Genomic DNA, 12,174 nt, shown 5'->3' on the forward strand with positions numbered 1-12,174 from the left:
CTAAACTAGTTTGTGCCACGTACTAAATCAAGTAGGCTTTCCCGCATGCCCAGCCTCAGCCCCGTTGACGGCCTCGCCCAGCTGTCGTTCCTGGTCCTCGGCGCCCTCGAGCGCCGCGCCGCCGAGCACGACGTGTCGATCGTGCAGACCCGGCTGCTCGGCGTCCTCCGCGATCGCCGGCCCACCATGCAGGAGCTGGCCAGGCTGCTGGGGCAGGACAAGTCGAGCGTCTCCGGCCTGGTCGACCGGGCCGAGCGCCGGGGCCTGGTCGCCCGGGTCCCGTCCGCGGCCGACCGGCGCTCGGTACTGGTGAGCCTCACCGACCAGGGCCGGCGGCTGGCGGCGTCGGTCGAGGAGCAGTTCGAGGCCGACGTGACGGCGCTGCTGGCGCATCTGCCCGCGGCCGAGCGGGCGACACTGTCCCGGCTGGTCAGTGGCATGCTGGTCGCGCACGCCGCGGCGAACGGCGTGGACCTTTTCGACACCTTGCTGCCGTCGCCCGAGTGATCGAGACGACGACCAGCGACCATCGCCACCGGGCCGGCGACGAGTGCGGGTTCACCGCCGCCGACCTGCTGACCGCGGCGGACGCGGTCGACGCGGTGGCCGACGACGCCTGGCGCCGATTCGGATATCCTTCCGGGACAACGGCATCGGGGCCGGTCGGCTAGGTTGAGGGCCGGGAGGCCACTGTGGACGTGAACGTCAGCTTCTACGAGCGCATCGGCGGCGAGCCGGCCGTGAGCGAGGCCGTCGACCGCCTGTACCGCGTGATCCTGGCCGACGACCGGTTGTCGCCATACTTCGTCGACGTCGACATCGCCCAGCTCAAGGGCCACATGATCGCGTTGCTGAGCCAGGTGCTCGGCGGTCCCGAGGACTACTCGGGGCGGGAGCTGCGCGCCGCGCACACCGGCCTCGGCATCACCGCCGAGCACTACGACCTGGTCGGCGCCTACCTGGTCGGGGTGCTGGCCGGGCTGGGCGCGGACGACGAGATCCTCGCAGCCGTGCGCGGAGTGCTGGCCGCCGCGGCCGACGACGTCATCGCCTGACCGACCCACACCCGACCGGTCGTCGGCCGGTCGGCCCGTCGTCGCCCACCCGGCACGTCGGCCGCCCGGCCCGTCGTCGCCCACTCGGCCCGTCGGCCGCCCGGCCCGTCGCCGCCAGACTCCCGGCCCCGCAACGTGCGGGCCTGTCCCCAACGCCAGCCCTCCTATTTCTGGCTCAGCCACCGCGAAAGTGGGGAGTTCGTGCGCACTCCGAGCGGCGAACCTCCTCGATCTGGCGTCGGTGTGCCAAAGAGTGGGGAGTTTGTGCGCCCCGGTCAGCGGATGAGCAGGGCGGTCAGCAGCTGGGTCAGCCAGTCGCGGGCCGCCGGTAGGTCGTCGTCGAGCAGGAGTTGGACGGTCACTCCGTCGTAGGCGGCGACCACCGCGTGGGCGGCGGCGGGGACGTCGGCCACCCCGGCGGGCAGGCACAGCCGGCCCTGCACGGCGCGCAGCCGGGCCTCGATCGCGGTGCGCAGGTCGGCGCGGTGCGAGGCCAGGCGGGTCGCGACTTCGGGGCGCCGCGCGGCGTACAGCAAGAAGTCGGTTTTGACCAGGAGCCAGTCGCGGTCGAGCAGCAGCGTCGCGGCGGTCCGCGCGATGACCTCGTGGATCGAGGGCTCGATCGGCGTCGCGTGCTCCGCGGTCAGGGCGTCGGCCACTTGGCTCGCGATGAGGGCGGCGCGCTCGTCGTAGAGGGCGAAGAACAGCTCGTCGAGCGAGCCGAAGTTGGAGTAGAACGCGCCGCGGGTGTAGCCGGCCGCCTCGCAGATGTCGTCGATGCGTGCGGGGCCGAAGCCCTTGGCCGCGAAGACCCGGAACGCGGCGTCCAGCAGTCGCGCCCGCGTCTCCGCCCGCCGCTTGGTGACCCGCATGCGACCAACCCTACCCAATACGATCATGCATCCGATACATTTCTGTATCGTGAATGCGGACGTCATCGTCGTCGGCGCCGGCCTCGCCGGGCTTGCCGCCACCCATGAGCTCACCGCGGCCGGCAAGAAGGTCGCCCTCGTCGATCAGGAGAACGCGGCCAACCTCGGCGGGCAGGCGTTCTGGTCCTTCGGCGGCTTGTTCCTCGTCGACACGCCGGAGCAGCGACGGCTCGGCGTCCGCGACTCGTTCGAGCTCGCCTGGCAGGACTGGCTGGGCAGCGCCCAGTTCGACCGTCTTGCTGATGAAGATCAATGGGCGGCGAAATGGGCTCGCGCGTACGTCGAGTTCGCGGCGGGGGAGAAGCGCTCCTGGCTCTCGTCGCTCGGCATGAGCTGGCTGCCGACCGTGGGGTGGGCCGAGCGCGGCTCGCTGCGCGCCGACTCGCACGGCAACTCGGTGCCCCGCTTCCACGTCACCTGGGGCACCGGCACGGGCGTGGTCGCACCCTTCGTCGCGTCGGTCCAGCGGGCCGCCGAGGCCGGCCTGGTGACCTTCCATCACCGGCACCGGGTGGATGAGCTGGTCGTTTCGGCGGGGGCGGTTTCCGGCGTACGGGGAAAGGTGCTGGCGCCGGATGCCGGGGCGCGCGGGGTGTCCTCGAACCGCGACGAGGTCGCGGACTTCGAGCTCACGGCCCAGGCAGTCGTCGTCACCACGGGCGGTATCGGCGGCAACCATGACCTCGTGCGACGGTACTGGCCTTCCCGGCTCGGGTCACCGCCGCGGACCATGGTCACCGGGGTGCCCTCGTATGTCGACGGGCGGATGCTCGACATCGCCGACGCGGCCGGGGCACGCCTGGTCAACCGGGACCGGATGTGGCACTACACCGAGGGCATCCGCAACTGGGACCCGATCTGGCCCGGGCACGGCATCCGCATCCTGCCGGGCCCCTCGTCGATGTGGTTCGACGCGCTCGGTCGCCGGCTGCCCGACCCGTGCCTGCCCGGTTACGACACCCTGTCGACGCTGCGTCACCTGCGCACGACGCCGGACATCGCTTCCTTCGACCACTCCTGGTTCATCCTCACCCAGAAGATCATCCGCAAGGAGTTCGCGCTCTCCGGGTCGGAGCAGAACCCGGACATCACCGCGAAGGACCGGCGGGCGTTCCTCCGGTCGCGGATCCTCGGCAAGGCGGCGCCGGAGCCGGTCGAGGCGTTCAAGCGCAACGGCGCCGACTTCGTGGTGGCGGGCGACCTCGACGAGCTGGTGGCCGGGATGAACCGGCTGACCGATCAGCCGCTGCTCGACGCGGCCCGGATCCGGCAGCAGATCGAGGCGCGCGACCGGCAGGTCCGCAACCCGTACAGCAAGGACGCGCAGATCCAGGGCATCCACAACTCGCGGCGGTACCTGGGGGACCGGATCGGCCGGACGGTGGCGCCGCACCGCCTGCTGGGCCCGGCGGCGGGGCCGCTGATCGGGGTCAAGCTGCACACGCTGACCCGCAAGTCGCTCGGCGGCATCCAGACGGACCTGGAGTCACGGGCGCTGACGCCGGCCGGGGTCGTGCTGCCGGGCCTGTACGCGGCGGGCGAGGTGGCCGGGTTCGGGGGCGGCGGGGTGCACGGGTACAACGCGCTGGAGGGCACCTTCCTTGGGGGTTGCCTGCTCAGCGGGCGGGCGGCCGGGCGGTCGCTGGCCGCCTCCCTTTAGGGCACAGGGCAGCGGCCGGTGTCGGCTGGCTCCCAGCGGGCGCAGGGTCGGCGGTCGTCAGGTGGGGCACAGCGCAGCGGCCGGCGTCGGCCGCCGCTCGGCGGGCGCAGCGATCAGCGTCGGCCGCCTCTGGGTGAGGCACCGGCCGCGGCCGGCGTCGGCCACGTCCCGGAAGGGGTGTGCCGTCAGGGGAGGGACCAGCGCTGGCCGGCACTGCCGTCGCAGGTGGCGACCTTGACGGCGGTGCCGGACCGGTTGCCGCCGGACGGGTCGGCGAGGCATTCGCTGTCGGCGGCGTTGACCAGGAGTTGGCCGGACACGCGCCACTGGGCGGTGGTGCGCCCGTCGCAGGTGACGATCTGGACGGAGCCGTCACCCACGACCAGCGCGCACATGCCCTCGACGCGCAGCGTGCCGTCGGTGGCGAGGGTCCAGATCTGCGCGGCGGTGCTGTTGCAGTCGGCGACCTGGACGTGGTTGAAGTCGACCGCCACGCCGCCGTTGAGGTCGAGGCACAGGCCGTTCTGACCGCGGATCGTGCCGGTGCGCGCGGCAGGCGGCTTGGGTGCGATCGCGGCGGGCGGTGCGCTCGTCTTGCCGTTGACCGCCTGGGCGGACGCGGTGCCGGCCGGTTTACTGGTGCTCCCCGTGCTCCCCGTGCTCGCCGCGCTCGCCGCGGTCGAAGGGGGCGAGCGGCGGCCCGAGGCCCGGTGCGTCGGCGTCGCCGCGGCACTGGTCGGCGCCGCGGCCGGGGAAGCCGGGAGCGGCCCGGTCAGGGCCGGCACCGGGGCCCCCGGCTGCCCGGCCGCCGTGACCGCCGGCTGGGTGGCGCGCATCGCAGCGAACCCGGCGGCGGCCAAGCCGAGCAGGCCGACGGCACAGACGGCGAGCACCACGAGCAGGCGGCGCGGCACACGACGGCGGACCGCATCGGGTGGCACGATCGGGAAGATCGCGGTGGGGTCGTCGGCACCCTCGAGAGCGCGCTGCGAGCGGACCTCGCGGGTGGTGGCCGACGGCCAGGTCTGAGTGGACCGGTCGGCGGCGGGGGCCTCGGCGTCTTGGTGCAGGTAGGGACGGACGAGCAGAGGATCCTGCACCTCGCCGTGGTCGTCCGTCACGATTCACCCGCCGCCATCGAGCCGCCAAGAGACGATCGACCGTCCAAGCTACCCCGCCCCCGCGCGCGACACGCCGACCCCTGAAGATCCGACTTTCCGCGCGTTCTCAGCGTTTCCAGAACTGCTTGCGGCTGGGCCGTTGGTGCGCCGTCGGGGCGTCCCCGCCGCCGGCAGCCGCGGTATCGCCGCTGCCCGCAGCCGCGGTATCGCCGCCACCTGCAGCCGCGGTATCGCCGCCGCCCGCGGCCGTGGTAGCCCTGCCGGCCGCGGCCGGCCCGCCGGAGGCCGCCGTGTTAGCCCCGCCGGAGGCCGCCGTGGCAGCCCCGCCGGAGGCCGCCGTGGCAGCCCCGCCCGAGGCCGCCGCGGCGCCACCGCCGAACGCGGTCAGCGTGGCCAGGGCGGCCGCCCACTTCTCGTCCAGCGATCCGTCGCCGCCGAGCTTCGCGATCAGCTTGCGCAGCGGGGCGAACTCGTCGCCCGGCAGCGAGCCGAGCAGGACGGTGAGCCGGCTGGTCAGGTCGTCGAGCAGATCGCGCCGCTCGTAGCCGGGCAGGCCGGCCGCATCGCGCAGGCGCATCGCCTCGATCGCGGCGATCTCGCGCACCTGGTCGAGCGTCGGCACCGCGCCGCCCGGGACCATCGCCTTGCCGGCCCGCATCGCACCGGTCACCGCCGCGAACGGCATCGGCGCGGGGCGGGTGACCGCCGCGCCGCCGGCAGGAACGGCGTGCTCCCGGCCGCCGCCGGCGAGCCGGTCGAGCGCGGGGCCGCCGGCGTCGGCCCGCATTGGCGCGAACCCACCCCGGCCCGGCGCGGCCGGTGGGGCCGGTGCCGGTGCGATCGAGGCCAGCCGCACCATCGCAGGTGCGACGGCGACGCTGTCGGGGGAGAGCTCCCAGCCGGACGGCAGCTCGACCGGCTGAGTCACCCGCCGGGTCTCGCCGCCCTCGTTGACCACCCGGCTGTCCACGGCCACGAACGCGGTGAACCGGCACAGCACCCCGAACCGCAGCGAGGTCGCGACGATCCGCTGCTCCAGGCCGCGGTCGCCGGCCGCGTACGCGTCCTCGAGGTCACGCAGCCGGGCCCGGGCCCACTGGGCCGTGATCGCCGGCTCGGCACGCTCGCGCACCTCTACCGTGGTGCGGAACTCGCGGTCGTCCCGGGTGCGGCCGGTCACGGTGAGGCTGCCGCCGGGCTTGCCCACGAACCGGCCGGCCACCACGAGCGGGACGCCCGGGTAGAGGCCGGGCAGCCGGGCCGGGGTGCGCTCGTCGTCGAGCAGGCGCAGGCCGGAAGCGGTCACCGTCAAGTCGGTGACGACCGGCGCGCCGATCCGGCGGTGGATCTGCTCCATCGCGGCGTCCAGCCGGTCCTCGCTCTCGACCAGCTCGGCGCGGCCCGCGCCGAGCGCGGCCAGCCGGCCGAGGAAGCCGGCGTTGACCGCCCGGTCGATGCCGATGGTGTGCACGCGAGTCGACCCGATCATCGGGGTGACGTCGTGGACGATCTGGTCCTCGTTGCCCACCTGGCCGTCGGTGACCAGCACCAGCACCCGGTCGCGACCCTCGCCGGCCCGGCCGGTGCCGAGCAGCGAAAGCCCGGCGGTCAGCGGCGTGAGCAGCTCGGTGCCGCCCCGGGCGTCGGCGCGGGCCAGGTGCTCCACGGCGCGGAACCGGTTGCGGTCGGTGGCCTCGACGAGGCCCTCACCCAGGTCGGCCGGGCGCTCGATGACGTTGTCGAAGGTGAGCACGGCGAACCGGTCGGCCGTGGTGAGCGTGTCGATCACCCGGGCCGCGGCGCGGCGGGCGGCCACCATCTTCCAGCCGCCCATGCTGCCGGAGCGGTCGAGCAGCAGCACCACGTCCTTGGGGCGGGCGGTGGCGGTGTCGTCGTCGGGCGGGAGGACCACCAGCTGGTAGACGCCCTCGGGCTCGTCGGCGGACTCGTCGGGGACGGCGATCGCGGCCTGGCCGCCGCCCGCATACCCGATCCGGAGCACGAAGTCGCGGTCGGCCCGTTCGCCCGGCCGGATGCTGACCGTGCCCTCCTCGTCGGTGACCGTGTGCAGGCTGGAGTGCACCTCACCGAGGGTGAGGCCGGCCGGATCGATGTCGACGCCGATGGACAGCCGCAGCGGGTTGGGGAACCCGGGCAGCAGCACCGGCGGCGTGATGCGCGAGGCGTCCGGCACCGCGTCGGTGTCGGGGGTCTGTCCATCCCCGACATACGGCCCCGGCAGTGGAACGCCCGGAACGTAGCGGGGCGCGACGACGAGCGGGAAGCGGAAGGTGGCCGCCCCGTCCTCGAAGGGCAGCGGGCCGACCAGGCTCAGCTCGATCACCACGCGCTCGCCGGGCAGGATGTTGCCGACCCGCATGGTGAACACGTCGGGCCGCTCCTCCTCGGCGATCGAGGCGCGCCGGCCGGCGGCGACGGCCTCGTCGTACGCCTCCCGGGCCGCGCCGCGCTCCTGCAGCTCGGCCTCGACGGTGCGGCCGTCCGCGGTCATCGTCATCGCGGTGACGGCCGCCCGGTCGGGCAGCGGGAACACGTAGGTGGCCTCGAGGGCGTCGTCGTGCACGTTGAGGAACTCGGTGACCACAACGGTGCGGGCCACCACGCCGCTGATCCGGGCGCGGACGTCCAGCCGGTCGAGCGGCAGGTTGCCCCGGTCGGTGTGCAGGTTGCCGAAGCCGGCGTCGGGCAGGATGCGGACGCGGTCGAGCTCGCCCGGGCTCATCGGCGTGACGGAAAAGGTCATGGCGTTCTCCCATCGATCAGTCCACGGGACTCGAGCAGGCTCATCAGCGGTGCGGCGGCCGCGGCGATCTCGGCGCGGCCGGTGTCGGTAACGGGGCGGGGCAGGAGCAGGATGGCGCCGCCGCCGAGCGTGACGCCGTGCACGGCAGCGGCGGCGGGTGCGGCGGTGTGCCCGGCCGCGGCGGCGGGTGCGGCGGTGTGCCCGGCCGCGGCGGCGGGTGCGGCGGTGTGCCCGGCGGTGGCGGGTGCGGCGGTGTGCCCGGCCGCGGCGGTGGCTGTGACGCCGTGCCCGGCCGCAGCGGCGGGCGTGACGCCGTGCCCGGCCGCGGCGGCGTGCACGGCCGAGTCGCTGGCTGTGACGCCGTGCCCGGCCGCGGCGGCCGGCCCGGCGGCGGCGACCGTGGCGGTTGTTTCAGTCCCGTGCGGCGACGTTTCTCCCTGTGTCGTTGTCTCTCCCTTTGCCGGTGTGTCGGCCCAGAAACGTGGGCGGACAACCTCATCAGGGACCGCGGCGGGCGCGTCGTCCCCCAGCAGGTGCTGGGGGACGCGGGAGGCCTCGGTCAGGTCGCGCGGGGTGAGGAAGACGAAGTCGGCCTGGATCTGCGAGAGGCTGCGGCCCTGCGCCTGCCACCGCTTGATCGCCACCAGTTGCTGCAGGTGGCGTGGCCCGTAGAGCGCGGTGCGCCCGCGCATGCCGAGCGGGCGGTCGACCAGGCCGATCGTCGTATACCACCGGATGGCGCGGCGGTCGGGGACATCGCGGACACGGCCGTTGGGGGCGCCGGGATATTCCGCCGCCAGGGCCTCGCGCACTCGCTCGACCAACTCGTCCAACGTCCACATGCCAACCAGCTTGACACTGTCATCGTGACAGTGTCAAGGTTGAGCCCGGGAAAGTGGAACAAGGAAAATGGCCTGCGACGTGCGAGATCATGGCCGCGGCCGACGGGGGCGATATCGATGACCACGTACGACGGCATGCGGCTCGACCGGCTACGGCTGGTCAGCCTCTCCCACGTCAACGACCCGGCCACGACCAGCGTCTTCCCGGGCGACCCGCCGTTCGAGCTGGAGACCATCGCCACCGTCGAGCGCGACGGCTACCACCTGCAGTTCGTCCGCGAGGGCGAGCACACCGGCACGCATTGGGGCGCGCCCGGCCACTTCAACCAGGGCGAGCCGCTCGCCGATGCCCTCGACGTCGAGGACCTGTTCCGGCCCGCCGTGAAGATCGACGTGCGGCCGCGCTGCGCCGAGGACGCCGACTACCAGGTCACGATCGCCGACCTCCAGGCCTGGGAGCGCCGCCACGGCCGCATCCCGGACGAGTCCGTGGTGATCATCTGGACCGGCTGGGACGCGAGGTGGGGCACTGACGCTTACCTCAACCTCGACGCCACCGGCGCCATGCATCAGCCCGGCTTCGGCCTCGACGCGGTCCGGTGGCTGATCGACAGCGGCCGGCTGGGCCGGCGCGGCGGCACCGGCACCGACACGTTCGGCCCCGATGTCGCCACCGACACCACATACGCCGTCTCACGGCTGATCTACCAGCGGCACCGGATCAGCCTCGAGGCGCTCGCCAACCTGGCCGCCCTGCCGCCCACCGGCGCGCACGTGGTCTGCGGCGGCCACATCAACCGCGCGGGCGCCGGCTCGACGGCCCTGATCTACGGCATCATCCCGCCGGACTGACCTGTGGTGCGGCCGGGATCGGGAGCGACGGCCGGGGAGGTGGCGCCGCGGCGGTCCGGGGCGACGGCTGGGGAGGTGGCGCGGCCGGGGTCATGGGCGCCGGCGGGTGCGGTGGCGCGGTCGGGGTCGGGAGGGGCGGCGACCATGGCGGCGGGTGAGGAGGTGGCATGGCCGGGGTCATGGGCGGCGGCGGCCGCGCCGGCGGGTGCGGTGGCTCAGCCGGGTCTGGGAGCGGCGGCGGCCGTGGCGGTGGGTGAGGAGGTGGCGCGGCCGGGGTCCGGGGTGACGGCTGGGGAGGTGGCGCGGCCGGAGTCATGGGCGACGGCGGCTGGGCTGGCGGGTGCGGTCGGCGCGGCCGGAGTTATGGGCGACGGCGGCTGGGCTGGCGGGTGCGGTCGGCGCGGCCGGAGTTATGGGCGACGGCGGCCGCGCCGGCGGGTTGCGGTGGCTCAGCCGGGAGCGGTGGCGGCCGTGGCGGTGGGTGCGGTGGCGGTGGGTGCTGTGGCGGTGGGTGCTATGGCGGTGCCGCCGCCGGGCTGGAGCACGCCGTTGACCACCAGGCGGTAGCGGGCGTACTGGCGGTACTGCTCGGTCGGCTCGTCGTAGGCGACGATCGCCACCACCTTCGGGTATCCCGCGAGGTCGGCGAACTTGTCCACCGGCACCAGCCGCGCCCGCTTGCCGTCGATACCGACCAGCGACACGTGCCACGCGTGCACCCGGGTCGGCACGATCATCGTGGGCGAGCGCCAGCCCTTGAGGGTGGTGCCGTTGTTCACCACCCGGGTGCCGAGAGTGATCTTGTTGATGTGCCAGCCGCCGCTGCTCACCGAGCCGTCGGTGACGTAGCGCAGACCCAGCAGGACCTTCTTTCCCGCGTACGCCGAGAGGTCGTACTTCGCGGTGATGAGGGCGGCGGTGTCGCTGCCGCTCGTGCCGGTGAGGCCGGGGCCGAGCGGGCCGGTCTTGGTGTGGTCGCCGGCGACCATCTGGTACGACTTGCCGCCGTCGGTGGAGACCATCACGTACCCGAAGTCGTAGCCGTCCTCGATGGCGTAGGAGGTCTCCAGGCTCAGGGTCGCCGCCCCGGCGGCCGGCACGGTGACCCGCCGGACGGCCTGCGCGTCGAGGCTGTCCTCATCGCCGGAGAACAGCGTCCGGCCGGCCACGCTCCAGCCCATCGGCAGCGGCGGCAGCGTCTTCGCCCCGGTGAACTGGACCGAGGTGAGCGGCGTGGGCAGCGGTACGTAGTCGGCGCCGTTGGGCGCCGCGCCCGGCCAGTCGTAGTCGGCGGGGTTCTCCAGGTTGATCGTCGAGCGCAGGCTCGGCGCGGTGACCCGGTCGATCGGCACACCGATCATCTGGCCGCCGCCGTCCCCGACGATCTTGTCGACCAGTGTCATCGTCTGGTAGTCGTGCAGCACGTCGTAGAGGGCCGTCCCGACCGGCAGCGCGGCCTGCACGCCGGCCAGCCCCTGCCGCAGGCTGTCGCGGTGCAGTGTGGAGATCAGGCCGAGGCCGAACCGGTCGCGCAGGTAGATCATGAACTCGTACGCGTTGCCGTAGTCGGCGAGCACGTCGTCCGCCGCGCCCTCGTTCCACAGGTTCAGTGAGTTCTGCGGGCCGCCGCAGCTGCGCGGGTTGGGGTTGTACCTGGTCTTGACGTTGCCGAAGCCCTGAAAGCAGACGAGGTGGCTGTCGTTGCCGCGGTCCTCGACGCCGGCCCGCCCGTTGACGTAGCCGACCAGCGTCTGCGCGAAGTCGGACAGTCCCTCGTTGACCCAGGGCACTTCGTCCGGGTCGGCGTAGTACTCCAGCAGGTGCTGCCACTCGTGCGCGAACGTGGACTCGTACAGCCACGGGTGGGCGGGGCGGCTGGTGCACAGGTTGTCGGTGGGGTCGTCGGCCGGGTCGGCGCCGAGGCGATGCTTCCAGTCGTACCCGTCGATGGTCATGACGTTGCGGTCGAAGAGCTCGTTGAGCTGCGCCGAGAAGAACCCGGCTATGTACGTCTGCGCCGTCGGGAAGGTGTAGTAGTTGTCGTCGCGGACGTTGTCGACCAGGGTGACGGTCTTGTCCCCGTCGCCGGTGTAGTCGCCGGCCATCGTCGCGTCGGTCCCGTCGCGGTTCGGCGGGGTGCTGAAGGACGCCGTCTCCTTCGGGTAGATGTTGTCGTCGAACTGGTGGATCAGCTCGGCGATCTCGGGGTCGGTGACCTCGACGGGGTCCTTGCGGCAGTCGGCCTTGGGGAAGGCCAGATCGTCGGCGACCCACACCTCGATGTGCTTGCCGACGGCCCGCAGCTGGTAGGTCTTCGGGTAGTACCGGCCGGTCCGGTCGTCGAGGCCCAGCCACTTCCGCTGGGTGCCGATCGGCGGGGTGCCGGCCGAGGCCTCGCGCGACTGCGGGCGCCGGTGCGGACGGTAGCGCGGATGGTCGGGCAGGGCCTTGCCGCCGAGGGTGAAGTGCGTGCGATCGAGCTCGCGGACGTCGGAGGCGACACCCGGCCGCGCGGAGTGGGGGGCGGCGGAGGCCGGGACTGATATAAGCGACGTCGCCAAAGCGAATACCGCAAAAGCTGCGAAGCGGACGCGATCCATGAAAAGGGACGCTACCCGTCGGGCGGGCCGGGGGTAGCCAACACGCGCTATTCGAACAGCGAGTGGTGGCCCTGACCGCCCTCGGCGCGTTTACGGGCCCGCCGGCGCATCTGGACGACGACCATGTCGACGACGGCGACGGCAGCCCAGGCGAGCAGCAGCCAACCGGGCACGGTCCAGCCCATGTGGAACAGCCAGATCGCCAGCAGGGTGCAGACCACGAAGCCGAACGCGGCCAGGACCAGCCGCAGGTTCAGCGCGCTGTACGGCTCGCCGACCGTCCCGCGACGACCGGGCGGCTGAGCGCCGATGGGCATGACCGAGCGTACCCCGCGCAACAGGGCGGCA

11 protein-coding genes are annotated in these 12,174 nt (G+C 73.3%); 5 read left to right on the plus strand and 6 right to left on the minus strand.

Features of this window, described 5'->3' with window-relative positions:
* Window positions 1-45 precede the first annotated feature (45 nt).
* Genes ODJ79_RS33565 through ODJ79_RS33575 form a run of 3 tightly spaced genes read left to right on the plus strand, consistent with a single transcriptional unit; the run spans window position 46 to window position 1,055 of the window.
* Window positions 46-507, plus strand: coding sequence for a MarR family winged helix-turn-helix transcriptional regulator (locus ODJ79_RS33565; protein ID WP_263027659.1), 462 nt, complete (start codon window positions 46-48; stop codon window positions 505-507).
* A complete protein-coding gene (locus tag ODJ79_RS33570) occupies window positions 504-671 on the plus strand; it encodes a hypothetical protein (RefSeq protein ID WP_263027660.1) in 168 nt (55 codons plus the stop codon). Before ODJ79_RS33565 ends, ODJ79_RS33570 begins: the two co-directional genes overlap by 4 nt.
* Window positions 672-692: 21 nt before the next feature.
* Entirely contained in the window at window positions 693-1,055 is a 363-nt protein-coding gene (locus tag ODJ79_RS33575) for a group I truncated hemoglobin (protein ID WP_263027661.1), read from the plus strand.
* Between the two features lie 275 nt (window positions 1,056-1,330).
* On the opposite strand, the gene ODJ79_RS33580 is transcribed toward ODJ79_RS33575, so the two are convergent.
* Window positions 1,331-1,927: a TetR/AcrR family transcriptional regulator gene (locus ODJ79_RS33580; protein ID WP_263027662.1), complete on the minus strand. Its 597-nt coding sequence runs from the start codon at window positions 1,925-1,927 to the stop codon at window positions 1,331-1,333.
* A gap of 49 nt (window positions 1,928-1,976) precedes the next feature.
* On the opposite strand from ODJ79_RS33580, the gene ODJ79_RS33585 reads away from it, so the two are divergent.
* The gene (locus ODJ79_RS33585; protein ID WP_263027663.1) at window positions 1,977-3,647 is read left to right on the plus strand and encodes an FAD-binding dehydrogenase; all 1,671 of its coding nucleotides are present in this window, start codon (window positions 1,977-1,979) and stop codon (window positions 3,645-3,647) included.
* Window positions 3,648-3,832: 185 nt separating this feature from the next.
* On the opposite strand, the gene ODJ79_RS33590 is transcribed toward ODJ79_RS33585, so the two are convergent.
* From ODJ79_RS33590 to ODJ79_RS47045, 3 genes are all read right to left on the minus strand, one after another.
* Window positions 3,833-4,768: an RICIN domain-containing protein gene (locus tag ODJ79_RS33590; RefSeq protein ID WP_263027664.1), complete on the minus strand. Its 936-nt coding sequence runs from the start codon at window positions 4,766-4,768 to the stop codon at window positions 3,833-3,835.
* A 106-nt stretch (window positions 4,769-4,874) separates the two neighbouring features.
* On the minus strand, window positions 4,875-7,532 hold the full coding sequence (locus tag ODJ79_RS33595; RefSeq protein WP_263027665.1) for a VIT domain-containing protein: 2,658 nt from the start codon (window positions 7,530-7,532) through the stop codon (window positions 4,875-4,877).
* A complete protein-coding gene (locus ODJ79_RS47045; RefSeq protein WP_317620722.1) occupies window positions 7,529-8,374 on the minus strand; it encodes a MerR family transcriptional regulator in 846 nt (281 codons plus the stop codon). The genes ODJ79_RS33595 and ODJ79_RS47045 overlap by 4 nt, the downstream gene beginning before the upstream one ends.
* A 117-nt stretch (window positions 8,375-8,491) precedes the next feature.
* Here ODJ79_RS47045 and ODJ79_RS33610 point away from each other — a divergent pair, with 117 nt between their 5' ends.
* Window positions 8,492-9,226 (plus strand): cyclase family protein, encoded by a 735-nt coding sequence (locus ODJ79_RS33610; protein ID WP_263027666.1) that lies wholly within the window; start codon window positions 8,492-8,494, stop codon window positions 9,224-9,226.
* A gap of 449 nt (window positions 9,227-9,675) precedes the next feature.
* On the opposite strand, the gene ODJ79_RS33615 is transcribed toward ODJ79_RS33610, so the two are convergent.
* A complete protein-coding gene (locus ODJ79_RS33615; RefSeq protein WP_263027667.1) occupies window positions 9,676-11,787 on the minus strand; it encodes an immune inhibitor A in 2,112 nt (703 codons plus the stop codon).
* 86 nt (window positions 11,788-11,873) lie between these two features.
* Complete coding sequence (locus tag ODJ79_RS33620) at window positions 11,874-12,143, minus strand: hypothetical protein (RefSeq protein ID WP_263027668.1); 270 nt, start codon at window positions 12,141-12,143, stop codon at window positions 11,874-11,876.
* Between the last annotated feature and the right edge of the window lie 31 nt (window positions 12,144-12,174).

The sequence above is a fragment of the Actinoplanes sp. KI2 genome (genome assembly GCF_025630775.1).
Classification (GTDB): domain Bacteria; phylum Actinomycetota; class Actinomycetes; order Mycobacteriales; family Micromonosporaceae; genus Actinoplanes.

Excerpts from the sequence above, each read along its gene's own strand:
- ODJ79_RS33565 (WP_263027659.1), top strand. The coding sequence starts at position 46 with ATGCCCAGCCTCAGCCCCGTTGACGGCCTCGCCCAGCTGTCGTTCCTG.
- ODJ79_RS33580 (WP_263027662.1), bottom strand. The coding sequence starts at position 1,927 with ATGCGGGTCACCAAGCGGCGGGCGGAGACGCGGGCGCGACTGCTGGAC.
- ODJ79_RS33595 (WP_263027665.1), bottom strand. The coding sequence starts at position 7,532 with ATGACCTTTTCCGTCACGCCGATGAGCCCGGGCGAGCTCGACCGCGTC.
- ODJ79_RS47045 (WP_317620722.1), bottom strand. The coding sequence starts at position 8,374 with ATGTGGACGTTGGACGAGTTGGTCGAGCGAGTGCGCGAGGCCCTGGCG.
- ODJ79_RS33610 (WP_263027666.1), top strand. The coding sequence starts at position 8,492 with ATGACCACGTACGACGGCATGCGGCTCGACCGGCTACGGCTGGTCAGC.
- ODJ79_RS33620 (WP_263027668.1), bottom strand. The coding sequence starts at position 12,143 with ATGCCCATCGGCGCTCAGCCGCCCGGTCGTCGCGGGACGGTCGGCGAG.